This window comes from Clostridium sp. CM037, assembly GCF_055081095.1.
Window position 1 is genome coordinate 583,668 of the sequence record NZ_CM143650.1, and the last position, 23,806, is coordinate 607,473.

A 23,806-nucleotide genomic window follows, 5' to 3' on the forward strand; every position below is an offset into this window, starting at 1 on the left:
GAGTTGAATCTAAATATGAAAAAAATATGTTTTGCTGCATCTTCAGGTGGTCATTTTGAACAATTGATGATGCTTAAGCCACTTATGGAAAAATGCGAAAGCTTTATACTAACGGAAGAAACCCAATATGCCACTTCAAAAGATGAAATAGAACAATACTATTTAAAACAAATTAATCGTAAAGAATTTAATATGATATTTAAGTTTATTGTAAACACAATATTATCTCTAATAATATTCATTAAAAAGAGACCAGATGTAGTGGTATCAACTGGTGTATTAGCCACTATACCAATGTGTATGATAGCAAAAATGTTTGGGAAAAAGCTTATATATATAGAGTCATTTGCAAAGATAAACTCACCTACATTAACAGGAAAACTACTTTATAAATATGCAGATCAGTTTTATATACAGTGGGAAGAGTTAAGAGCGTTTTATCCAAATGCTATATATAAGGGGGGTATATATTGATATTTATAACATTGGGTTCGCAGAAGTTTCAATTCAATAGATTATTAATAGAAGTAGATATATTAGTAGAGCAAGGCGATATAACTGAAGAAGTATTTGCACAAATAGGATATAGTGATTACAAACCCAAAAATTATAAATTTAAGGAGTTTCTAGATAGGGATGAATTTCCGGACTATATGGAAAAGAGTGATATAGTGATAACGCATGGAGGTACAGGCGCAATTATAGGTGCGGTAAAGAAAAATAAGAAAGTGATAGCTGTACCAAGGTTAAAAGAATATGACGAACATGTTGATAATCATCAAGAAGAAATTATAAGTGAATTTGTTGAAATGAATTATATAATTGGGATATCTGATATAAAAGAATTAGAGTGCACACTTAATAAAATAAATAAATGTAAGTTTAACAGTTATAAATCTAATACTAAGAACATATTAGAATCAATTGAAGGTTTTATTAAAAGCGAATGTTAATATTGATAAGGGTAAAAATTACAGTTTTATAAATTCATTAAAAATACTATATAGAAAAATGACATATTATCTTCCTAATAACCTAGTAACTCATTAGATTAGTTTAGAGCAGAAAAGAAAATTTTAAATTTAAAACATCCGAAAACTTATTGAGGAAAAGAAATTGATTTTAACGAATGGTCTAATAGATTTAAGCTTATATGAATAGTACTTTAATATAAAAATGTATTAATAAGCTGGTATGGTTTATTATTGTATTTGAGGAGCGGTAGATAAAAATGAATCAAATAAGAGTGTTAGTTGTTACCACGACATACTTAGGGTATGATGGAATTACGAGCGTAATTATGAATTATTATCGTAATATTGATAGGTCAAAAGTTCAATTTGATTTTGCGTTAGGGCATGGAGCCGAAGAGTGGGTGAAGGAAGAAATTGAAAAACTAGGAGGCGAAATCTATGAGCTTCCTTCAAGAAAAAAGAAAACTTTTAGATATATTAAAGAATTAAAAAGACTAATTGATAAAAATAATTACAAAATTGTCCACGCACATGGAAATAGTGGAACCTTATACTTTGATATACACGCTGCTAAGTGTGCTAAAGTACCAGTAAGAATAGCGCATTGCCATAACAGTACTTGTAACAATAAAGTAATTCATTATTTATTAAAATTATTTTTAAATAATGAAACCACAATTGCTTTGGCATGTTCTAAGTTAGCTGGAGATTGGCTTTACAATAAGCCATACACAATACTTAATAACGGTATACAAATTGAAAAATTCATATTTAATAATTCTATTAGAGAGGAGTATAGGAAAAAACTTGGGATTACAGACAATTTTGTATTAGGACATATAGGACATTTTTCATATCAAAAAAACCATGAGTTTTTATTGGATATTTTTTTTGAAGTACATAAAATGAATCCAAAGGCTAAATTAATGCTTGTTGGAGATGGAAACTTGCGTGCGGATATTAATAAGAAAATTAATGACTTGGGAATAGATAAGGATGTATTGATATTAGGGAAAAGGAAGGATGTTTCACAACTTATACATGCAATGGATGTATTCGTATTTCCATCTAGATTTGAGGGGTTGCCAGTTGTGTTAGTTGAAGTGCAAGCTTCAGGGCTGCATTGTATTGTAGCAGATACTGTGACACAGGAAGCTCAAATTACAGGGAAGGTGGAATATATTTCACTAGATAAAACTCCATTATATTGGGCGGAACAAATAATAAAATATAAAGACACTTATAAAAGAGATAATGCGTGTGAAGTATTTTTAGAATCAGAGTACAACATAGAAAATGAGGCTAAAAGATTGCAGGAGATTTATTTGTTAAATTCGGGTAGGTAATTGTTTTAAAATGGGGGGCGACTAATGTCTAAAATTATAGAAGATATACAAGCATGTTCAAAGGGATCTAAAGTTAAATTTATTAAAACAATCTTTCTTAATAGTAATTTCCATTGTGTTTTACTATATCGAATTTCCCATTTTTTATATAAAATCCATATCCCGATTATTCCTCCAATAATCAAATTTATTAATAAGGTTATTTATAGTGTAGATATTGATTATCGGGCAGATTTAGCAGGTGGGTTTGTATTAATACATGGAATAGGAGTAGTTATAGGTGCAGCTGTTAAAACATTAGGTCCTGTTAAGGTATACCAAGGTGTTACTCTGGGAGGAAATAATTTCAAGGAAAGAATTATAAATGGTGAACTAATAGTACAGCCATTAATTTATGGGAATGTCATACTATATGCCAATGCATGTGTTTTCGGACCAGTAATTGTGGGAAAAAACACTATAATCGGGGCTGGAACAATAATTAAAAAAGATGTTCCACCTAATATGAAAGTATTTAGTAAACAAGAGATTTTGACTATTTCTTTAGATAAAGAAATGCGTGGTATGAAAAATACAGATTGATTTATCAGAAGAAAAATAATCACAATATAAAAATTAAGGTGAGTGAGTTTGATGAATAGTATTACGATTTTATTATCGACGTATAATGGTGAGGAATTTCTTGAAGAGCAATTAAATAGCATCGCTAATCAGACTTTTGCAGGTAAAATTAAATTATTGGTACGAGATGATGGCTCATCAGATTCAACATTGAGTATTTTAAAAAAATGGAAGTGCAAATTATCCTTAACAATAATTAAAGGTGCAAATAAGGGGGTTGTAAAAAGTTTTTCAGAATTAATTTCAATTGCTCCTGAATCTGATTATTATGCATTTTGTGATCAAGATGATATATGGAATAAAGATAAAATTGAAAGTGCAGTTAATTCTTTAGAAAAGCAAAAATCACAATTATGCCCTTTGCTTTATTTCTCAAATGCTCTAGTAGTAGATGAAAATTTAAAATCTTTAAATTATAATGTACATACTAAAGTTCCCGGTGTTTGCTTATCAAAAGTAATGGTATGCAATCCATCATTAGGGTGTACTATGGTGTTTAATAGACCAGCATTGGATGCGATTAGAGAAGCTAATATAACTAAGTCACCTATGCACGATAAAACAATGTTAATTATTTGTATTTTAACAGGGAATGTTGTTTATGATCATACATCTAGAATGTTGTACCGACAGCATAGAAATAATGTTATGGGGCGCCAAAATGGTTTTACAAAACGAATGAAACAAGCATTTAGATTATGGGTTAAAGCTGATGGTTGCTCGATGGCTGGATATGCTGAAGAAATTTTGAAGAATATGTATGGATTAATTGAGCAAGATGATAGAAAAATATTAGAGGATTTTGCAAATTATAAAAAAGATTGGAGATGTAGATTTAAGCTCATTTTTAGCTCTTCAACTGTTACCGAAAAGCGTAATATAAATCGTTCGTTTAAAATTCGTGTTTTGCTAGGTTTGGCATAACATATAGACAAGCTAAATAGAGTCAACCATAAATTTTTAAAAGTAGTTATTTTTTATAGTACAACAAAAAGACTATTTCAAAATACGTACAATGGCGAATTTAGAAAATCTTGACTGGTAAGCTTCTTGGTAGTATTTGAGCAAAACAGGGGTTATAGGCTCTCCATTTCTTTTGCTTCTTATAGATACTAAAGCAACTGAATAGGGTGCTTTTCTACCAAAACGAGTTACACGGTTAGACATTTTAACTCTGTCGCCTTTGGATTTTCCAGATTCATTGACCGCTGGATTAACACCAAAGAAGGCGACAAGTTGATTAGGCTATAATAATTTATTAATATCACCGATCTCAGTAGATATGGCTAAAGCTGTGATATATTCAATAGCTCCATATAGTGATATACAAGTTGTTATAGATATTGAAAGGCTTTCTAAACTGGATTCCGATGGGACAAAGGATTGAAGTGAAAGAAAATACTGAATCAACATAAATCTAATAACTGTACTATTTAAATATTTATAATAAATATCTCCTTTTATTAAAATTGAGGTAGAGTAGAGAGTCCACTTCTATCAAGTGACACGGGTAATTTCAAGACAGGAAACGCAACCAGCTAAAACACAAAATACTTACTGATGGGATGATACGATATTTTATGAGTAGGTAAAAAAATACCTCTCAGGAGGAAAACATCTATCTTCTCTATTCATGAGATATTATAGCATTGTAAAATAGCAATGTTAGGTTTCCAAATGGAATCTAAGGAATAAAAAATCAAAAGCAAAGGTAAGCATGAAAATAAGGAATGAATAAAAATAAAATTAACGTTAACAAAGATAAGTAAAGAATTTATTCGTTATATTTATGAGTGTTTTCTTATTAAACTTATAACTAGATTATACAAGGGGAGATAAAGGTGGATAAAGGTGAATACATAATTGCAATTTCACACTCGAATTATTTAATTAAACCAACTGGCACAGAAAAGGCTATGCGAGAAATAGCTGATGTGCTGATAGAGAAAGATATTCACATGCTACAAATATTTTCTTTTTTTAATAAACTAACAAGGAGGGTAAAAAGAAAACAATATATTGGTGTTAATTTTGATGAAAAATTTATGGGGATTTATTGTCTTGATGACCTACCTAATATTTTGTATAAACTAAATTTAGAACAAGGTATGAGGCCGATTGGAGTGCATATACACCATTTATTAAATTATATTTTAGAGGATTTAGGGGTTATGCTTAATAAACTTAATTTACCAAGTACGATTTTTATACATGATTATTATACAATATGTAAGAGTGTAAATTTAATAGATAGCACCGGTGAATTTTGTGGCTTTAACTTTCCTAGTTATGAAAAATGTGAGTATTGTAAAAAATATTGTGTTTCAAAAGAGCATATTTCCTCACTGAAGAAGTTTTTGAACAAAATTTGGAATCATACTGCTTCAATTGTTATTCCATCCCAATATGTATATGCCAACTGGATAGCGTTATATCCAGAATATATAGATAAAGCACTAGTAAGGAGTCATATGCTATATCAAGGCGAATACGAGCACAAAAGACAATGCAATGATTCCCAAAAGATTAGGGTTGCATTTATTGGAGGGCAGCTTATTAATAAGGGATATACACAGTGGAAGCATTTTGTTAAAGAATTAGGAACCCTTACTGAGGATTATAGCTTTTATTATTTAGGTACAGGTGACGAAAAGTTAGAAAATGTAACTAATGTAAGAATTTCAACCGTTGAAAATGGTAGTAATGCAATGGTAGATGCACTTAGGTACTATGAGATTGATTATGTAGTGCTATGGTCAATTTGTGCTGAGACATATAGCTATGTGTATTTTGAAGCATCGATGGCAGGGACATGTATAATTACTAATCCTAACAGTGGTAATATTGCGACGATGATAACGGAAAAAGGTAACGGGGTTATTTTTAATTCAATTGATAATGTAATAGCGTCTTTTGTAGAAATTAATAAGATAAAGCAGCACTTGATTAATTTCAAGTTAGGAAATAAATTTAAACCCTTATATTCTTCAAAGAATCCTAGTTTAAAGGGTTTAGTATTTGAACACGAAAATTCGTTTAAAGTAGCTTTTGGAAATAAGAACCCTGCGAAAAAGCATTTTGCTACGTACATTTATATAAAAAAGAATCCGAAAGTGCAGACGTAACAAAGGAATGTGAATAAAGGTTAGGATGTTTTTATAATATTTAATATGGCGGAAGAGATAACTTGAAGATAGGTATAACAGATAAAATTGACACATGTTTTTTTATCTTGTTGATAATAAAACTAAAAAAATATCCTATACATTTTATATTATTAGTCAGTGCTATGTGAAAAAAGTAAAAAAAATTAGACAAGAGTAGAGATTGGTAAACAGAAGTATTTTAAATGAATATTAAAGAAATTTTTAGAAGGCGGTAATAGAAGTATGGGTTCTGTAGAAAATAGTTTAATTAAAAACAGTAGGTATTATAATCACAAAAACAGTATAATAATGTTTTTAGTTGTAACTCCTTTTGTAGCTTTATCCTGGATAGCTATATATACTTCACAAAACTATATGGGATTGCTTGTGTTCCTTACATTGTTAGCTATCGTGGTAGTATGTACTAGGGACATTTACAGTTTGATATTCTGTATTTTATTTATAGCCATCAACAATCAGTTGTGGCTTATTGAGTTTAAAATAGCATCAATTTCTCTTTCGATAAAAATAATTAGTTATTTATGTATATTTTTGTGTATTCTTGGGTTGCTATTTGAAAAAAAAATCAGTAAAAATACTAAGGAAATGATTGTCCCATTAAAAGTGTACATAATATGGTTTTTATATATTTGTATAGTAAACTTTATAAAGACAGAAATTAACATGCAACTCATTATATATATATTTTGTTTTTTCTTAATGAGTATCATATTTCAAATTTTAGTGCAATCGGATTTAAAATATGCTAAAACACTTATTTTTGTTTACTTTATATCAATAGGAACATTGGTAGCGATTGGATATATTGAACTTATTGTGGGAAAAACATTTTTTATGTCACAATGGGCACAAGGTGAAAGATATAGGTACGAAATTATGCGGATAGGAAGTACTGTTGCAGATAGTAATTTTATGTGTGCTCTTTTGTTACCAGCTTTTGTATTATTTAAGACTAGGGCTTTCACAAAGGTAATAAATAAGCACATTCTTAAGTTTTCTGAGATATTGATTTTTATTCAAATTATTTTAACCTTGTCACGAACTGGCTTGGTAATACTTGCTATTGTTACAGTTTTAATTATTTTATATAAATACAAATATGTACTATTAATAAGTATACCTATACTGATTGGTTCTGCCGCTTATATTAATAGCTCATTTTCAATTTTATATAATGCTGATACCGGAAGTAATTATGCCAGAGAAGCTATTAATGTGTTGGCGCATAATGTATGGATGAAAAATTTTCTTTTTGGGATAGGCTTTGGGCAGTTTAAAGTTATTTCTGAGAGCTATACAACGAGTAGTGTAGTTAGTTCTTTAAGTACGATGAATACATACAATTTGTTATTGACATCTAGTGGATTGATAGGTTTATTATTTTATGCAGTCTATATTATTTATTCTATAAGGGATAGTGTCTTTAATTTCTTTAAAGATAAGGAATCAGCATATATTGTTATTGCAGTATTAGCATGGTCAATGATGATTTATACTTTAGATTGCTTTTATATAGTGTTTTTATGGATTATACCTGCTATTATTTTATCAATTAATAGAATAAACAATTATAACGCTAAATAAGAGTATATTTAAAACTTAATAATGATTTTAAGAACGTATAATAATTCTATAATTAAATTTCTTTTTAAACGATATATATTAAAAAGAAAGTGAGTGCTAGAAATCCAACTGTTGGCATAGAGACATAATAAGTATATCGGAAACATTGCAGCAATGGTTCTTGAATGCAATAAGGGGGTAGTATTAGATAGCGAACAGGCGCTTATAGAATTAATTTGTGACGAAAAAGATTAAGAAAAATGGTAAACGAATTTAAAAGCAGTAAGAATTATGGCCCATTAAATCTTATATAAAATACAGAACTGTTGCAGTTAATTACAAAGGAAAAAGTCAATAATGATTTCAAAATTCAGATTAGAAAAGTAATTTATTTTCATCGTTAAAAGGACATAAGAAAACTTGTTTTCAAATTCACACCAAATTATTAGGAGGTTAAAAAGATGGTTAAGATCGGTATAATAACATATCATTGTGCTTACAATTATGGTGCTGTTCTGCAAGCGTATGCATTGCAGACAAAACTGAATATATTGGGGTATGAGTCAGAAATTATAAATTTTAGATCGAGTTCAATCGTTGATAATTACAAAGAAAGTAAAATCTCAGGAGGAAAGAGGGCTAAGGTATATAAAATTATAAAGCGAAAACAATTGGTGCACGCACAAAGTGTTCGTCGCAAAAGATATGAAGCTTTTGATAGTTTCATTAATAAAGTTTTAAATCTTTCGCCTAGCACGTATTTGACCACTGTTGAATTAGAGAATGACACATTGGATTATAACGTATATATTTGTGGTAGTGATCAGATATGGAATTATAGCTTTAATGGAAATGAAAATGCATATTTTCTATCTTTCGTTAAAGGGAATTCAAAAAAGATTGCTTATGCTCCAAGCTTTGGAATTGAAAAATTACTGGAAGAGGACTGTCATAAAATCAAACCGCTTTTATCTAGTTTTACTGCTATATCATCAAGGGAAGAAAAAGGCATAAAGATATTAAATGAACAGCTTCAATTGGATGCTACGCACGTTCTGGATCCAACGCTATTACTTGAACCAGAGAAATGGGAAAGCTTTGCATCAAAATACAAAAATGACTTAAAACAAAAGTATATATTTGTGTATATAATAGGAAGTCCAGAAATAGCACTTAAGAGAATATCTGAATTTGCGAAAAAAGAAGATTTACATATTAAATATGTTGGAATCGGATCATTATTGCAACCTAACGGGTCATCAATTATTGATAAAAGCGATATCGGACCAGAGGAATTCATAGAGTTATTGATGGGCGCTGAATATGTATGCACAAATTCTTTTCACGGAATGGCGTTATCAATTTCATTAAATAAGAAGTTTGCAATCATGTTTAATGATACATTGAATACTAGGATGGAAAGTCTATTAAAAATGTGTAGGCTTGAAGAGCAGAAGTATGACACGCAAAACACGCTACAAAAAGAGCATTTTGAAAAGATTGATTTTGAATTTGCTAATAATGTGATTGAACAAGAAAGAAAAAAGTCTATTAAATTTTTAATAGAAGCTATTAAAGAATAGAATTAGGATCATTTATAGTCTTATCTGAATTAGTTTTGTTATTGCTTAATCGGCGAGAAATCAAAGGTGCAATGTTTAATATTCTAGTAAGATGTGGTATACATTATAAACGATATACATAAACAGGGAATTATCGCTCGCCATCATAGGGAATCGACCCTGATGTGGAGTAAAATAAAAATGATTGTAGGGATAAATGATGAATCGTACAAAAAAGTTTTTCTATAATTCAATATCAACCGCTTTTTATCAAGTAGTGCTAATGATAGCAGGTTTTATCACCCCCTTTATAATGCTTAGGTTCTATGGATCAGAGATTAATGGATTAGTGTCATCAATAAATCAGTTTATTGTTTATTTTAACTTGGTGGAAGCTGGGCTTTCAGGAGCAGCTATATATGCGTTATATAAACCTTTAGCAGATGGTGACAATAAAGCTATAAACGGAGTAGTATCAGCAGCAAAGAAGTTCTATACACAATCGGGTTATATATTCATATCATTGACGATTGGTTTAGCTGTAATATATCCAATGTTTGTGAATTCGAATGCTGTAACGCCGCTCAATGTTGGGCTTTTGGTTTTAATTTTGGGGGTAAATGGTTCTTTAGAGTTCTTTACTCTTGCAAAATATAGGGTGTTATTATCGGCAGATCAAAGAACTTATGTTGTATCCTTGGCTTCGATAGTTCATATTATCTTTAATACACTTATTATTGTTGTGTTAGCAAATCAAAGAGTTGACATAGTAGTTTTGCGCTTTGCGGCATTGTTTTCAATATTTTTAAGATCTTTTATTTTGATGTTTTATGTAAAAGCAAAATATAAATTTATAAACTATAAGGAAGAACCAAACTTTGCTGCTTTAAATAAGAGATGGGATGCCTTGTATTTACAGATTTTAGGAGCAATGCAAATTGGAGCTCCGGTTATAATACTAACAATAGTCACCAAGAATTTGAAATTAGTAAGTGTTTACACGATTTTCAATATGGTTATAGCTGGGTTAAATGGAATATTAAACATTTTTATAAGCGGGTTATCCGCATCATTTGGTGATGTTATCGCTAGAGGCGAAGAAAGAACTTTGCAGAAGGTTTATGGAGAATTTGAATTTTGTTACTATAGCCTGATAACTGTAATTTATTCAACTGCATTCATAACCATTATGCCTTTTATTAGAATTTATACTAGTGGAGTAACTGATAGTAATTATGATTTGCCATTGATTGGATTTTTGTTCGTTTTAAATGGGCTTTTATATAATATCAAAACACCACAGGGTATGCTTGTCATTTCAGCAGGGATGTTCAAAGAGACGAAGTTACAGACGACAATACAGGGTGCAATTGCTGTAATCATAGGCATTATTTTAGTTCCGTTCTTAGGTATAGCAGGAGTGCTAATAGGATCAATTCTATCAAATATCTATAGAGATGTTGATTTGCTATTCTTTATTCCAAGAAATGTTACAAAACTACCAATAAGAGAAACTGCGTATAGAATTATTAGAATTTTTGTGTGTACAGTAGTTATATGGTTACCATTTTTATTTATCAAACTTAATCCGTTTAGTTATATCTCGTGGTTTGCGACTGCTACTGTGATAGCCATATATGCTTGTTTAGTGGTTGCGTTAACCGGGTTTATATTTGAACGCGACGGTCTTATGAGTATATCCAAGAGAATAAAGGGGATGATTGGGTAATGATAGCAGTATTTGATAAAAAGCAAGATTGTTTTGGATGTACAGCGTGTAAAAGCATCTGTCCAACACAAGCTATAAAAATGAAGTGAAGCTAGTAGTGTTGGACTAATAGAGAATATTTTAAAAATAAAGACTGTATTAGTATGTGACCCAGTGTTTTTACTTTCTAAAAAGCGAATGGCATCATTTTGCTAAAGATGTAAAACCTTTCAGAGAAAAATATATCCTGTATTATTCATTGCAATTTAATCAGAATCTATATGACTAAACAATAAAACTAGCCAGTGAATTTGATTTAATGAGATATGGTATCCAGCCAATGAATCAATCGATGGGAAAAGGCATATCTAATTTAAGGGATATTGGACCTTATGAATTTGTTTCTTTAGTTGAAAATGCAGAATATGTATGCACAAATTCTTTTCATGCATTGGCATTTTCAATTATATTAGAAAAGCCTGTTCTTCATTATCACCATAAAGATTTGGGTGTTAGGACTGTCGATTTACTCACCTTAATGGGTGTGAATGAACTAGATGTTGATGGTGCTATTGTAACTAAATTTTTAAATTATAAAAGACTAGAAACACTGATTGATAATTCAAAGAAATTTTTATCTTCAAATATAAGTAGCAAGGGTGGCAGTGAGTTCGAGTATTATTAAAGCTCCACCTTTACTTTATACAATTTGCTATTTTTGGATCTAATTGTTATTGTTTTAATTTAAAAAAAATTATTACATTTGTATATATCTTAGTATACTTTTATTTAACAACCTTTTCTTATCGTCAAATAGCTTTTATTACATACCGATATCAGTTAGTAGTTTTACATTTTTAATTCTTTGCTGTTGCTGTGTTGTAACATTTGGTAGTGTTAGGCACAAAAAAACTTTAAGTATAGAAAATATCATATAGCAACTACATCTATATTCTTATGGAGGCTATATACAGGAGTACTACTTTTATTTAAAAGTAGTAATGTTTCACCGATTTATTTTATACTTGTCCTGTCCTATTTTCAGTTGTTCCACCACATCAGTATATGTATGAAAAATAGGAGGTCTTTATGGAATTAGTTACAGTCAAAAAATTGCGGATGTATAAAGACCGTGAGGGATTTGAATAGCCTTCTATTATTAAAAAAATTTGTGTGGGTTATGGACTTTGTGAAAGAATGTGTCCATTAAAGCAAACTAAATTTGAAGAAAGAAATTAGTAGAAGTTATAAAAGAATTGAATTAGGAAATTGTCGGCTGTAATGAAGTGCATATGATTCTGGAGCAGTATTCTCAATAAATTAATTCAGTGTTTATTTTATGTTAATAGAAGTTGATCTTTCGTGTTTATCTTTAATATATAGAAATGAATTTTTCTGGATAATATATTTAACTAGGGTTTAAATATAATTAGTATTAAAAAAGATTTAAGTAAAGTATTAAGCGAATTACTTAAACAATCTAAAGAGTTTTTAACAAAAACCTTAGATTATATAAATTTAAATGATAGGAGATATTATATGATGGAAAGATCTATTAAGATATTAACAGATAAAAATTTATGCTATCAGTGTGGAACATGTTATAGTATATGTCCTACATCTGCTATAACGATGGAAAGGATGGAATCTAAGGGGTACATATATCCTGTAGTAAATAAAGAAAAATGTATAAATTGTGGTCAATGTTTAAAAGTATGTCCTATTAATAATATAGATTATAAAGAAGAGCATTTACCTAAGAATGATGAATTTATAGGTATATATAATTCTACTGATAGGGAAAGATTTGATTACACCGCATCAGGTGGGGTAGTTACTGAAATAATAAGCTATTTATTTAAAGAGAAAAGGATAAATAAGGCAATTGTAACTGGAATGAGTAAGACTAACCCTACAAATAGTCAGGTGTATATTATTAAAGATGACAAAAGTTTAAAGGACGTAAGTGGATCTGTTTATCAGCCTGTATCAGTAAATGAAGTGCTAAAAGAAATAAATAAAGATGATAGAGTTGCATTTGTGGGTTTACCGTGTCATATAAGAGGGTTAGAACTATTTCTAAAGTATAGAAAAAATCTTGTGAATAGTTTTGTAATAAAGATAGGATTAATTTGCACTATAGGAAGAGGAAAACACGGCACAAGTTTAACTATTAAAAAATCATTGAAAATTAAAAAAACTGAAAATATTAGAAAGATTATATATAGGGTTGGCACTCCACCAGGCGATTTTCAAGTATATTTTAATAACAATACTAAAAAAGAAATCCCATGTATAGAACTGCTTAAAAACACAGACTTTATTTTTATGCCAAAAGGATGTTTGTTCTGCACAGATTTATTTAATGATAAAGCAGATATAACTGTAGGAGATCCTTGGGGAATGAATAAAGGAAAGAAAGCAATGGCTATAGTTAGAAATAACAAAGTGACAAATATATTAGATGATATGATTACATCTGGAGGATTAGTGTATGAAGAAAGTATAACCGCAGAACAATGTGCAAATACTCAGAGCCATTCTGTAAGTTATAAAATACATAATTATGCAGGGAGAATTTCAGCATATAAGGCTATTGGGGTAACAATACCTAATATAAAAAATTACAAGGTTGAAAAAAGTTCCTTAAAAGAGAGCATAGGATATAAATTATTATTAGCAAATAGCTTGGTTTTTAATACAAAGATTGGATTAAGATTAGCAACAGTGATACCAAGTAAAGTGCTTTATAAATATAGAAATAAGGTATTGGGTATGAATACAGCAAAGAGAAGGGGATAGTGTGACTAAAAAAATTATAAAAGATGGGTTACTTCTTTTGATTGCTAAATTAGTTAGTATAGGAAGTGGTACAGTATAATGTATTAGAATTATTCAGTGGCATTAATCTTATTTATCAAGGAATAATTGCTGATATATTATATTTTATACTAGTAATTATATTTTTTAAGAAACAATACATGTATATAGTTAAATCGTTAAAAATAGGGCGAAAATATACGGATAATATTAAATAGTAAATTAGTAATTTGGTTGCAGTAACCAGGATGATCTCTTCGTTCCACATTAACGCTTGGGAGATCAGAAAATTAGCAACATAGGTTGTCCGATTCACTTGCAATCTCTGTAAGGGATCGGACTCTTGGGTTAATATAAAATTTATGGCAAAGCTAGGTGAAGATGAGACATCTGATGTGTATTTAGAGGAGAAGAAGTTGGGATGATAACTACCGAAATTTATAGAAGCAGCAAGCTCGTCGGCAGGCCTCCTCAGTAGGGCGGCGGGGACTTGGTTAAAAATGTAAAAAGGGGATGTTTTATATGAGAGTTAAAAAGGCTATTATACCGGCAGCGGGGCTAGGAACAAGATTTTTACCTGCAACAAAGGCACTGCCTAAAGAAATGTTACCTATAGTTGATAAGCCTACAATGCAATATATTATAGAGGAAGCTGTTGCTGCAGGTATAGAAGAAATATTAATTATTACAGGAAGAAATAAAAAATCTATTGAAGATCATTTTGATAAATCAGTAGAACTAGAGCTAGAACTAGAAAATAAACATAAAGATAACCTTCTTAAACAGGTTAGAGATATATCAAACATGGTAAATATACACTTTATAAGACAAAAGGAACCTAAAGGACTTGGACATGCTATAAATTGTGCAAGAGCATTTGTAGGTAATGAACCTTTCGCTGTTATGTTAGGTGATGATATAGTTGATGCTAAGACTCCATGTTTAAAGCAACTTATAGATTGTTTTGAAGATAAGCAAACAACAATCTTAGGTGTTCAAGAAGTCGCTAGAGGAAATGTTGATAAATATGGAATAGTTGATGGAATTCAAGTTAGTGATAGAGTATACAAGGTAAATAACCTTGTTGAAAAACCACAAGTAGATGTAGCACCTTCAAATGTAGCCATACTTGGTAGATACATAATAACTCCTGAGATATTTGATATATTAGATAACACGAAACCTGGTAAAGGTGGGGAAATTCAGTTAACGGATGCTCTAAAGATGTTAATATCGCAGCAAGATATGTATGCATACATATTTGAAGGACGTAGATATGACGTAGGTGATAAATTAGGGTTTCTTGAGGCAACGGTAGAGTTTGCTTTAAAAAGAGATGGGTTAAAAGTTCCATTCATGAAGTATCTTCAAACTTTAAAAAATAATGATAACTTTAGTGATTTATACGAAGAAATAGCTTGTAGTAATGAAAAGTAGTTAGTGAGAGAAATTGGGTCACTTCATGACCTGCTACGGCAACTGATATGTGCAGGAATGATTAGTGGGTTGATAAGGAGTAACAAAATGCATTGAATTTTATCTTTGATAGATGTTATTCTTTGGGTGGCGCTTATTTTTAAGTTGTCATGCCAGCCAGGACAGTAGTCAGGTAAGCTGAGCTCTGGAATAACAAAGATTGATATAAAAGCAATAAAGAAGGCTAATCCTAATACTAAATTAATAATAAAATTTGATTACTTAGTAGGGGAAATGCCCACTTCTTTGTTTATTTAGTTCTTGGCACACTAATGATAAATGCATTAAGAAGAAATAGTGTAGAAGGAATACAGAGTGTAGTATTTGCATTACTTATTTGTATCCTTTATGCCATAGGTGATGAAGTGCACCAAGTTTTTGTGCCTGGCAGGGGAGATCATTAAGGATGTCATTATTGATAGTGCTGGGGCTGCTATGGGACTAGGAATGTATCTAATAAAAAATAAAATGAATACTCGCTAAGCTATAATTTTTATAATATGCCCTATTGAGTAGGCATTGATGTGCTACCATTAAAGTAGACAGATTAAAAAATAAAAATCTGTCTACTTTAATGGTAGTATTTTTGTGTCTAGAAGGACTATATGTGTAGTGGAAAAAAAGTCATGAAGACAAAGGGATAAAGAACTTTCAATAGAACAAAAGTATAACGGCAGAAAAAACACAAGTAAAGGTAGCACCATCAAATGTAGCTATACTTGGTAGAGATATAATAACTCCAGAGATATTTGATATATTAGATAATACGAGGCATGGTAAAGGTATTTAAGTGGTTAAGATTTTTACTAAGACAAAAGGCCTAAGTTAATTATTTTTACCTTTATACTCGTTATGGTTAATATCTGGCATTACAGGAGTATCCTTACCTGCTACATGCATTAAGCTACCTAATAAAATATACATAATAGTTAATATAATTGAAATAATTATAAATTTAAGCATAAAGACTATATCCCTCCCTATTAATAATAATTAATATGTTTTTTTCATTTAGAATTAGAATTATATAGATTATATGTTTTAATGTTAGCAAATATTCTACTATATATATTCTTCTTTCAAAATTATATCCAAATAAGGTGTTAATAAACAAAAGATACTCAAAGGTAAAGAAGTTTGGTTGAAAAGTTGACAAATTTTTTTAAAAAAAACAAAAAAACTTGGGGTAGCCATGGGAGGGAACCACAAAATATATAGAGGTGTATATTTTGTGGTTTTTTCGGTGTGGAGCGTGGGTTTCACGACATTAACAGAATTCACATTGAAGATAGGTAAAGGGTATTTACTTTTAACATAGACATGTTATAAGAGATTTATGAATTGGTGAGAGGATATCACCAAATAAACATTTAGATTTTACACCTGAGGATATAAAAACGTTTCTTGAGAAACTTAGGAAATTAGTCATTTATGGTAAATATATAATTTCAAAAAATGAAAAAATAAAAGAGAACATGGATTTCGTAGAAGATTATAAAATTAATACAAAAAAAGAAAAAGAAATTCTATTAAGTCTCCAATATAATGTCGTTAAATCCATAGGAGATAACTTGAAGTGATCTCCTATGGATAGTAAATACCTAAAAACTAATAATAGCTATAAATGAGCGAATTAGTTAGAAATTTATTCCATTTAAAATTAATACCAACTATTCTAAGCTATCTTTAATGTTTTAAAAATAGCTTCAAGAGGAATTCCTAAGTCAGCTTGATTAAAAATCCAAGATACTCGTTCCTTTTTAGATTGGTTCCTTGCACTTTTAATTCCAGCGTTGAAATTCAACGTACCATTGCTTATCTCTAATTCACAGTATACGTAGGTAATCATTAGTAACAAGAAGTATCTGTTAATACTACGATCACTTCTTACTTGATAATGATTTAAACCAAGATGTTTTTTAGTTTCTCTGAAAAAAGTTTCAATTGGCCATCTATGTTTATAGTGATTTAGAAGTTCTTCAGTTGTAATAGTGGTATCTAGACTTATGAATGCTCTTAAACAACCAGGCTTGAAAAGAGCTTCTTTAGGCCAACAAAGGGCTATCAAAGAATCCTTTGCGTCATTAAGCTTGCCTCTATATGTGTAGACATAATATTCATTATTGCCAACTTTGACTAGGTCGACATCATCCTTAGTTAATATCTCGCACATATGATTAAGCTTAATTCCAAGTTTTTCACGACCTTTTGGATATACTACTCTATTTGTTCTTAGACCACCAATATAGGCGTAGCCTGCCTCTTTAGAAACAGCGAACAATTTTTTATTACTATACCAACTATCACATAAAACATAGCCTTTATTTACTGGTTGTGGTAAGGAGTTTATAAACTCAATTGCCATTTGGATTTTACTCATATTTTCTTTGTTGTATATCGCCATAGTATATGGCAGCACAAGAGTATCGCACAATAACATAACTGTAACTAATTGATGACCATAAACTGTTTTACCTTTTAAATGAGAATGGTGGAATCCACATTTTTCAGTAGGTTTCTTAGCCTTTGACGAGGGCACAGTCTTCTCTGAAATTGTGTCATCTATTACAATATAAATAGGACTGCCAGTTGTTTTAGACATCTCCCATATTCTCATAATAACACGTTTTTTTAGGGCTTTTTCAACGAAGTTTTCGTCCCATGGACTCTCCGATAAAAACTTTCCAATATTAGTCCGATGCCTAACCGGCATAAAGTCTGAGACGTCAGTTACTTTTCCACAGTAGCCTTTTGTCACCATAGAATTTATAAATAATATTAGATGATGAATTTGAGGCGTTGTGAGATAAAGAGTTATTTTTAATTCAATTAAAAATTTGTATATTGCCGATGATTTTGTTACAATTGAGTTGTTAAACATTTATGTTTTCTCCTTAGTTATGTTTTGTGTCGTGACTTAATTATAACAGGAGAATGCATAGATGTTTTTCTTTTTTAACATATGGAAATTAATGGGATCATTTTCGCTCATTTATAGATAATAGCTTAAATGTATAACATCCTCAAAGTCCTTTCCATATAGAAAAACAAAAGTTTTAGGGACATATATGAACACTAATTTTCTATCATCTTTTATTTCGGGTGTAACAACTACGGACCACTTTGAAGCATCACCATGTTCTGAAACATTTGTATTAACTCCGCTATCAGCATAAGGTGTAAAATGGGTAGCACTTTTAGGAACCCAAAAGAATACACGGTAATGGGGCCAGTGATCCTTTCCTATAATATAATCATAATGTGGTGTTCCTCGTTTCTCATTTGACGTTTTATTATCTAGTGTTATATTTGTAGCAATAACATTTTGGATATTAGTTAGAGGTAGAAAACTATAAAATAATAATGTTATCAACGACAACATCACAATTAGTAATGAATTTTTTTTAGAGGCCAATAATAACATCTCCATAATTTCTCATATTTATCCTTAGTATTCTACAAAAGTCATTCTTATATACAGAGGTTCAACATAAATAACAGCACAGTTCATTTTGTCTTCACTGAATATATATGCAGCTACTATATTTTGTGTGGAGTTTTGGGTTATGTATTCAGAATATAAAAAAAGCTCTCCAGATAGGAGAGCTTTTCTATATGATAAATTTATTTATAAAATCATCAACTACAAGAATAGTATCAAATTTATTAATATTTTTAATATTTATTTTAACTTTTTCATTGTTGAAAATTAAAGTTTTGTTTGTTTCAGAGTTTGTTTCTTCTTTAATTAAATAGCTTGTTATATAGTCGCTGTTTTTAAAATAGCTATGTAGGTATATGCTTTCTTCATATAAATCTATAATAATAATTCCATGATTAATCACATCAATGTGTTTTTTTACTTCTCCATCAATAATAGTATATTTTTGTAAAGGAGTTAAACTACCATCGGGGGTATAGCCCTTATATAAGAAATAACTATTTTTTACCTCGCTGCTAAATCCATCAGAGATTAGTAAGTTTAATCTACTGTCAAGTTTTTTCAAATAATTATTGCTAAGTAAATATGATTCAATGTTTTCGCAATTTTTAAGTTGTTTGTTAACTTTAGAAGTAAAAAGAAGTTTTTTAAAAAAATCAAATTTTGCATATTTATATACAGATCGTTCACTCACATTAATTCGCCCCTATCATTCATATTATGCAAAAGTATAAATAAAGTTTTGCTTTAAAATTGCATAAAATCCTATATTTCTTTATATATCAACTTATTTCTCATATAAAGATATATTTTTTAAGTATTATTTTATAATAATTATTATATAATTTACATAATTTTATGTCAATCAAATTTCAGACCTTGCGGGAGATAATTCAAATTCAAGCTCTTTCCTCTGGAATAAATACAAAATTAAGTAAAATGTTGCAAAAAATGCTTGACGAATACATGTTCGCAGTATAACATTGATATTAGGGTAACAGAGTGTACTCGAAAAACAATAATTAACAATTCCCATATTTGAGGAATAAAAGTATTTATTTGGATGAAATGCTATACTTGAATTAATAGTAGGCATGATAAAAAGGCTTTTTTATACACTATTTTAAAAAAGCCGTAGGCTGGTTATTGAGTTAAAACTGATTATAAATTAGGCAGCTATTTTCTTGAAAACCGGGAAGATATCAGCAATTGTTACCTCTTTTTCATTAGCCCAAGCATCTATAAAACAGCAAAATGCACCAAGAAATACTCTTGTTATTCTGCGACCAACGGAATAGATAATCGCTTTTTCAGCATGGAAGTCGTTGTTTATTCTATCCCAACACCTTTCAGTAGTTGAACGTCGTTTATAAAGAGATTTCCATTGCTTTGAACCTCTTAGTATAGGAGTAAAATATCTTGGATTATCTAATGTTTTAGTGTAATAAATTTTCTTGCTTTTAATAGGACATTTTTCACAGTGGTCACATTGAACTGGGAATAACCATTTATGCCTAAATTCCTTACGGACGATTCCCCAATTACGAAGCTGATGTCCACAAATTTTCCCATGAGGAATGCCCTTATCGTCAAGTTCAACAAAATCACTGCCTGATGAAGGTTTTAAAGAACGTGAATTTAAATCAATAATAGGATTTATTCCATAATGCATGCATAAAAGATAAAATGCATTAGCATCATAGGCAGAATCTAAGGCTACGGAATAGAATTTAATTTCAGGGTATAAATCTACAATCTCTTTAAGTGCATAAACACCGGTAACAGAATCATGCCGTGCTGCACTAACAAATTTAATATGGATAGGTAGGCTGTAAAAACTATCACAGGCAGTGAACCCGTGATAAGTTTGACCATAGTAATAGTGTTCATTAAAGCTATCCCAACCCCAGCTAGCACTGGGATCGGTAAACTTTCGATAACAAGCACAATGCTCTCCTGGTTTAAGTTTGCAATCACAAACTTTTTTACCATAAGGCGAAGCCTGTGTAGGCATACAAGTTCCATCACCAGCAATATTTAGTTTAGAAGGGTCACCCAAAATGCCCATTGATAAGGAAGGAATAACAAATAATTCCTTAAGTATGTTGTTCATTTTGGATTCTATTCTGTCAGAAAGCTTAGAATTATCATATTTTAAGATTCTTTTAACTAAACGTTCGACTACACCAGATTTGGAGTTATTCATCTTTTGGTTTTTCTTTTGTTTTTTACTTGGTTTACGTTTCAATTTACGCAGTTTGGATTTATATAGGATTTTATCCTTATGAATCAGCCTATCCATAAAATCATAAAAAGTACCTATGCCAGGTATTTGATCAGCAACTATGCCTTCGGCTTTAAAAGGCGAGTAGCAAGCAGGGATAAAGCCTGACAGAATTGCATAAAACGGTTCTGAACGTAATGTCTTTATCCAAGATGATATGCTGGTTTCTTTACAATAAGCCATAATAATAAGTGATCTGAGTAAAGCTACCGCATCTTTGGGCGGAGCCCCTTGATTGGATTTAGAATAAGCACTTTGTATTAGAGGGACAATTCCGGTTAGGTCGGCAGACCAGATTTTTGTTATTATTGAACTACGCTCAAACAAAGTAATTTCTTGATTATTTTGAATAAAGAATTTTTCTAGAAATGTTTCAACAAAATTTTGATATTGAGTATGTGAGGCCTTAACAGTTAACATAAAAATCACTCCTTATAAATGAAAAATGGTAATAATATACAAAATTCATTTTGCGAAATTTTTACTGCTGTCAAGTCTTATTTAAAACTATTTAATTAAAAAAAATCGATAATACTAGGGATAGCTTAGACTATCTATGCTACCCGAAAGATATAAAACTCGAAGAAATTCTGGGGTGAAGTTGATATATGAATAAAAATGAACCTAGAATTAGCAATGGCTTGAGAGTTTCCGAGAGTACTAGGTAACAACATGGGGGGGGATTAAAATGCAAGTGTTTAAGAAAGTAACGAATTTAATGATATGAAAAAAATGAGTATTAAAACTATCAATAATCACGAGGGGGATATATTATGACCGAGCAAGTTAGATGTCCGATTTGTAGGAGAAGATTATTTGATATAGAGGGAAATGCAACAGGAGTAATAGATATAAAGTGCATTCAGTGTAAACAAGTTGCACAGGTGAGATTAGACAAGCCAAATTACAATAACCTAAAAAAACTAGATTCATGTGTTTCGAGCTAAAAGGAGTCTAAAAGAACTACCTAAGAGCCGAACAATTGCTTTTAACAAAGCTTTTGTACGGCTCTTATTTTTTTTATCCAAAGTGCCGGATGATTGCTAATAAAAGCAGTTATCCGGTTGTTTTTTTTGCTCTTTTACGAGATTGTATCTGAATTTTAAAAAGATTAAAGGAGAGATGTAATAATGGTCATTAAGTATGAATTTGTAACAGGAGAAATAGCAGAGATTGAGTTATCAAAGGATATTGCTGAGATTGCAATAGAAATTGGAAGAGAAACTTATAACAATGAACGAAGAGAAACCCGTAGGCACAATTCATTAGAGAAGAAGAAGGAACAAGGGTTTCAATTTGAAGATAAGAGTGTAGCTGTTGATATCATTGTTGAAAAAAAAGAAACAGGTAAAGCATTACATAATGCTTTGGAAAAACTGTTACCACAGCAGAAGGTATTGATACAAAAGGTATTTTTTCAAGGTATATCAATTATTCAAATCGCGCGTGCTGAAGGAGTGGATGAAGCATCTATAAGAACCCGTCTTAAAAAGATTTATAAAAAACTTAAAAATATTTAATATTAGGGGACTCGGATTTGCAATTCTCGTGGCTATTATATATAGGGCTTAATTAAAAGCCGTTAATAGTGCAGCTTCGCAGGTGATGATTTAATTAATATTAAGGAGGATTAACTAATGGCTAAATACAGACAGATTTATACAGAATTTTGGAGTGATAGCTTTGTGTTTGAACTTACACCAGAGGAAAAATACTTTTATTTATATCTTATCTCAAATACCAAAACAACGCAGTGCGGTATTTATGAAATATCAAAAAAATTTATAGCTACAGAAACTGGGTACAACAGAGATACTGTAGACAAGCTAATTAAAAGATTCTGTGAGTATAACAAAATCTTATACTGTGATGATACGAAAGAGATTATGGTGTTAAATTGGATGAAATACAACGTACCTAACAATATAAACGCTATTAAATGTGTTCATCACGAGTTATCCAGGGTTAAAAATAAAGAATTTCTTAAAATTTTATTTAAAAAATGTGATGTAGCTCAATTAGATGTAGCGAAAATTTTCGAGAACCTCATTATAGAGGAATCTTTTGATATTAATTTTACTGATGATAGAACCTGCGTAGATTGTTACTTAGAAAAAGTGGACAAGCATCCTATAAACTTTACTTTAGAAAGCAGTTCTGATGTAATTCCCATGGAAAATATAGATGACCAAGATAATAATGATTTTCTGAAAAAGGAAGAAATTCAGGAGCCAAGTGAATTCATAATTAATAAGGTCATTAGTAGGGGCTTACAAGGCCATTATAAGGGGCTACCAAGTAATAGAATAAGAAGTAATAAAGAAGAATTAATAAATAAAGAACAAGAATTAAGGAATAAAGAAGAAGAAGCATTAACTAAGAAAGAAGCATTAACTAAGAAAGAAGCAATAGTCATAAAATATAGAAATAATTCTGCTGCTGATGGTGAGGGCTTAAAAAGTGTACTTAAGGTATTTGAAGAAAATGTACATGCTATCACGCCTTTAGTGTATGAAAAAATATTAGATTTTGCAAAGCAGGTAAGTAGTAAAGTTATCATTATGGCTATTGATGAGGCTGTAGAATATAATGCTAAAACTATAAAGTACATCACTAAAGTACTCAATAGCTGGATAAGTAAAGGCATAAAAACTGCGGAGCAGGTAAAATCCTATCAAAAACAGTGGGCGAGTAAAAAGAGTGGCAGCTCAAGTCCTAATGTGAAAAATGGTGGATTCTGCGACTATGATCAAAGAACATATGATTTCGATCTTCTAGAAAAACAGCTATTAGGACAAGCATACTGATCAGTTATCTTTTAATATTCTCTATATAAAAAATTT

22 protein-coding genes and 2 pseudogenes are annotated in these 23,806 nt (G+C 30.3%); 18 read left to right on the plus strand and 6 right to left on the minus strand.

Annotated elements, in window-relative coordinates; translation table 11 throughout:
* The first annotated feature begins 15 nt into the window (after window positions 1-15).
* The 5 genes from pssD to ACWJKP_RS03050 all read left to right on the plus strand — a co-directional run bounded on the left by pssD (window position 16) and on the right by ACWJKP_RS03050 (window position 3,865).
* The gene (pssD, locus tag ACWJKP_RS03030; protein WP_165413861.1) at window positions 16-474 is read left to right on the plus strand and encodes a PssD/Cps14F family polysaccharide biosynthesis glycosyltransferase; all 459 of its coding nucleotides are present in this window, start codon (window positions 16-18) and stop codon (window positions 472-474) included.
* Window positions 471-953 (plus strand): PssE/Cps14G family polysaccharide biosynthesis glycosyltransferase, encoded by a 483-nt coding sequence (gene pssE, locus ACWJKP_RS03035; RefSeq protein ID WP_165413862.1) that lies wholly within the window; start codon window positions 471-473, stop codon window positions 951-953. The genes pssD and pssE overlap by 4 nt, the downstream gene beginning before the upstream one ends.
* A gap of 278 nt (window positions 954-1,231) precedes the next feature.
* Entirely contained in the window at window positions 1,232-2,320 is a 1,089-nt protein-coding gene (locus ACWJKP_RS03040; protein ID WP_165413863.1) for a glycosyltransferase family 1 protein, read from the plus strand.
* Between the two features lie 24 nt (window positions 2,321-2,344).
* The gene (locus ACWJKP_RS03045) at window positions 2,345-2,902 is read left to right on the plus strand and encodes a serine O-acetyltransferase (RefSeq protein ID WP_165413864.1); all 558 of its coding nucleotides are present in this window, start codon (window positions 2,345-2,347) and stop codon (window positions 2,900-2,902) included.
* Window positions 2,903-2,953: 51 nt separating this feature from the next.
* Window positions 2,954-3,865 carry a glycosyltransferase family 2 protein gene (locus ACWJKP_RS03050; RefSeq protein ID WP_165413865.1) on the plus strand — a complete coding sequence of 304 codons (912 nt, stop codon included), beginning with the start codon at window positions 2,954-2,956 and terminating at the stop codon, window positions 3,863-3,865.
* A gap of 72 nt (window positions 3,866-3,937) precedes the next feature.
* Here ACWJKP_RS03050 and ACWJKP_RS03055 read toward each other — a convergent pair.
* Window positions 3,938-4,171 (minus strand): annotated as a pseudogene (locus ACWJKP_RS03055) (transposase); the annotation flags it as partial.
* A 611-nt stretch (window positions 4,172-4,782) separates the two neighbouring features.
* Here ACWJKP_RS03055 and ACWJKP_RS03060 point away from each other — a divergent pair.
* The 10 genes and pseudogenes from ACWJKP_RS03060 to ACWJKP_RS03105 all read left to right on the plus strand — a co-directional run.
* A complete protein-coding gene (locus ACWJKP_RS03060) occupies window positions 4,783-6,066 on the plus strand; it encodes a glycosyltransferase family 4 protein (RefSeq protein ID WP_165413866.1) in 1,284 nt (427 codons plus the stop codon).
* A 264-nt stretch (window positions 6,067-6,330) separates the two neighbouring features.
* Window positions 6,331-7,692 carry a hypothetical protein gene (locus ACWJKP_RS03065; RefSeq protein WP_165413867.1) on the plus strand — a complete coding sequence of 454 codons (1,362 nt, stop codon included), beginning with the start codon at window positions 6,331-6,333 and terminating at the stop codon, window positions 7,690-7,692.
* A 440-nt stretch (window positions 7,693-8,132) separates the two neighbouring features.
* A complete protein-coding gene (locus ACWJKP_RS03070) occupies window positions 8,133-9,254 on the plus strand; it encodes a polysaccharide pyruvyl transferase family protein (protein ID WP_165413868.1) in 1,122 nt (373 codons plus the stop codon).
* Between the two features lie 196 nt (window positions 9,255-9,450).
* Window positions 9,451-10,962, plus strand: coding sequence for a polysaccharide biosynthesis protein (locus tag ACWJKP_RS03075; protein WP_224579058.1), 1,512 nt, complete (start codon window positions 9,451-9,453; stop codon window positions 10,960-10,962).
* On the plus strand, window positions 10,962-11,051 hold the full coding sequence (locus ACWJKP_RS03080) for a 4Fe-4S binding protein (protein ID WP_165413869.1): 90 nt from the start codon (window positions 10,962-10,964) through the stop codon (window positions 11,049-11,051). Before ACWJKP_RS03075 ends, ACWJKP_RS03080 begins: the two co-directional genes overlap by 1 nt.
* A 230-nt stretch (window positions 11,052-11,281) precedes the next feature.
* A complete protein-coding gene (locus ACWJKP_RS03085; protein WP_165413870.1) occupies window positions 11,282-11,626 on the plus strand; it encodes a polysaccharide pyruvyl transferase family protein in 345 nt (114 codons plus the stop codon).
* Window positions 11,627-12,480: 854 nt separating this feature from the next.
* Window positions 12,481-13,743, plus strand: a complete 1,263-nt coding sequence (locus tag ACWJKP_RS03090; RefSeq protein WP_165413871.1) for a Coenzyme F420 hydrogenase/dehydrogenase, beta subunit C-terminal domain — start codon at window positions 12,481-12,483, stop codon at window positions 13,741-13,743.
* 540 nt (window positions 13,744-14,283) lie between these two features.
* A complete protein-coding gene (gene galU, locus ACWJKP_RS03095) occupies window positions 14,284-15,198 on the plus strand; it encodes a UTP--glucose-1-phosphate uridylyltransferase GalU (protein WP_165413872.1) in 915 nt (304 codons plus the stop codon).
* A gap of 311 nt (window positions 15,199-15,509) precedes the next feature.
* Window positions 15,510-15,641: a VanZ family protein gene (locus tag ACWJKP_RS03100; RefSeq protein WP_224579055.1), complete on the plus strand. Its 132-nt coding sequence runs from the start codon at window positions 15,510-15,512 to the stop codon at window positions 15,639-15,641.
* 272 nt (window positions 15,642-15,913) lie between these two features.
* Window positions 15,914-16,021, plus strand: a pseudogene (locus ACWJKP_RS03105) (UTP--glucose-1-phosphate uridylyltransferase); the annotation flags it as partial.
* Window positions 16,022-16,062: 41 nt separating this feature from the next.
* Here the strand turns inward: ACWJKP_RS03105 and ACWJKP_RS03110 are convergent.
* The 5 genes from ACWJKP_RS03110 to ACWJKP_RS03130 form a co-directional block, all read right to left on the minus strand.
* Window positions 16,063-16,200, minus strand: coding sequence for a hypothetical protein (locus ACWJKP_RS03110; protein ID WP_165413873.1), 138 nt, complete (start codon window positions 16,198-16,200; stop codon window positions 16,063-16,065).
* Between the two features lie 712 nt (window positions 16,201-16,912).
* A complete protein-coding gene (locus ACWJKP_RS03115) occupies window positions 16,913-18,118 on the minus strand; it encodes an IS701 family transposase (protein ID WP_165414941.1) in 1,206 nt (401 codons plus the stop codon).
* 111 nt (window positions 18,119-18,229) lie between these two features.
* Entirely contained in the window at window positions 18,230-18,667 is a 438-nt protein-coding gene (locus tag ACWJKP_RS03120; RefSeq protein WP_165415051.1) for a hypothetical protein, read from the minus strand.
* Window positions 18,668-18,848: 181 nt separating this feature from the next.
* Window positions 18,849-19,373, minus strand: coding sequence for a hypothetical protein (locus ACWJKP_RS03125; RefSeq protein WP_165415050.1), 525 nt, complete (start codon window positions 19,371-19,373; stop codon window positions 18,849-18,851).
* A gap of 474 nt (window positions 19,374-19,847) precedes the next feature.
* Window positions 19,848-21,383, minus strand: a complete 1,536-nt coding sequence (locus ACWJKP_RS03130; protein WP_224578683.1) for a transposase — start codon at window positions 21,381-21,383, stop codon at window positions 19,848-19,850.
* A gap of 353 nt (window positions 21,384-21,736) precedes the next feature.
* On the opposite strand from ACWJKP_RS03130, the gene ACWJKP_RS03135 reads away from it, so the two are divergent.
* From ACWJKP_RS03135 to ACWJKP_RS03145, 3 genes are all read left to right on the plus strand, one after another.
* Complete coding sequence (locus tag ACWJKP_RS03135) at window positions 21,737-21,910, plus strand: hypothetical protein (RefSeq protein WP_165415023.1); 174 nt, start codon at window positions 21,737-21,739, stop codon at window positions 21,908-21,910.
* 183 nt (window positions 21,911-22,093) lie between these two features.
* On the plus strand, window positions 22,094-22,483 hold the full coding sequence (locus ACWJKP_RS03140) for an RNA polymerase sigma factor (RefSeq protein WP_165415022.1): 390 nt from the start codon (window positions 22,094-22,096) through the stop codon (window positions 22,481-22,483).
* Between the two features lie 117 nt (window positions 22,484-22,600).
* Entirely contained in the window at window positions 22,601-23,770 is a 1,170-nt protein-coding gene (locus tag ACWJKP_RS03145; protein WP_165415021.1) for a DnaD domain protein, read from the plus strand.
* Window positions 23,771-23,806: the final 36 nt, after the last annotated feature.

Coding starts and splice junctions, on each gene's coding strand:
- ACWJKP_RS03115 (WP_165414941.1), bottom strand. CDS start 18,118: ATGTTTAACAACTCAATTGTAACAAAATCATCGGCAATATACAAATTT.
- ACWJKP_RS03080 (WP_165413869.1), top strand. CDS start 10,962: ATGATAGCAGTATTTGATAAAAAGCAAGATTGTTTTGGATGTACAGCG.
- ACWJKP_RS03110 (WP_165413873.1), bottom strand. CDS start 16,200: ATGCTTAAATTTATAATTATTTCAATTATATTAACTATTATGTATATT.
- ACWJKP_RS03135 (WP_165415023.1), top strand. CDS start 21,737: ATGACCGAGCAAGTTAGATGTCCGATTTGTAGGAGAAGATTATTTGAT.
- ACWJKP_RS03045 (WP_165413864.1), top strand. CDS start 2,345: ATGTCTAAAATTATAGAAGATATACAAGCATGTTCAAAGGGATCTAAA.
- ACWJKP_RS03070 (WP_165413868.1), top strand. CDS start 8,133: ATGGTTAAGATCGGTATAATAACATATCATTGTGCTTACAATTATGGT.
- ACWJKP_RS03040 (WP_165413863.1), top strand. CDS start 1,232: ATGAATCAAATAAGAGTGTTAGTTGTTACCACGACATACTTAGGGTAT.
- ACWJKP_RS03140 (WP_165415022.1), top strand. CDS start 22,094: ATGGTCATTAAGTATGAATTTGTAACAGGAGAAATAGCAGAGATTGAG.
- ACWJKP_RS03130 (WP_224578683.1), bottom strand. CDS start 21,383: ATGTTAACTGTTAAGGCCTCACATACTCAATATCAAAATTTTGTTGAA.
- ACWJKP_RS03075 (WP_224579058.1), top strand. CDS start 9,451: ATGATGAATCGTACAAAAAAGTTTTTCTATAATTCAATATCAACCGCT.
- ACWJKP_RS03100 (WP_224579055.1), top strand. CDS start 15,510: ATGATAAATGCATTAAGAAGAAATAGTGTAGAAGGAATACAGAGTGTA.
- ACWJKP_RS03090 (WP_165413871.1), top strand. CDS start 12,481: ATGATGGAAAGATCTATTAAGATATTAACAGATAAAAATTTATGCTAT.
- ACWJKP_RS03145 (WP_165415021.1), top strand. CDS start 22,601: ATGGCTAAATACAGACAGATTTATACAGAATTTTGGAGTGATAGCTTT.
- ACWJKP_RS03120 (WP_165415051.1), bottom strand. CDS start 18,667: ATGGAGATGTTATTATTGGCCTCTAAAAAAAATTCATTACTAATTGTG.
- ACWJKP_RS03085 (WP_165413870.1), top strand. CDS start 11,282: ATGAATCAATCGATGGGAAAAGGCATATCTAATTTAAGGGATATTGGA.
- galU (WP_165413872.1), top strand. CDS start 14,284: ATGAGAGTTAAAAAGGCTATTATACCGGCAGCGGGGCTAGGAACAAGA.
- pssD (WP_165413861.1), top strand. CDS start 16: ATGAAAAAAATATGTTTTGCTGCATCTTCAGGTGGTCATTTTGAACAA.
- ACWJKP_RS03065 (WP_165413867.1), top strand. CDS start 6,331: ATGGGTTCTGTAGAAAATAGTTTAATTAAAAACAGTAGGTATTATAAT.
- ACWJKP_RS03050 (WP_165413865.1), top strand. CDS start 2,954: ATGAATAGTATTACGATTTTATTATCGACGTATAATGGTGAGGAATTT.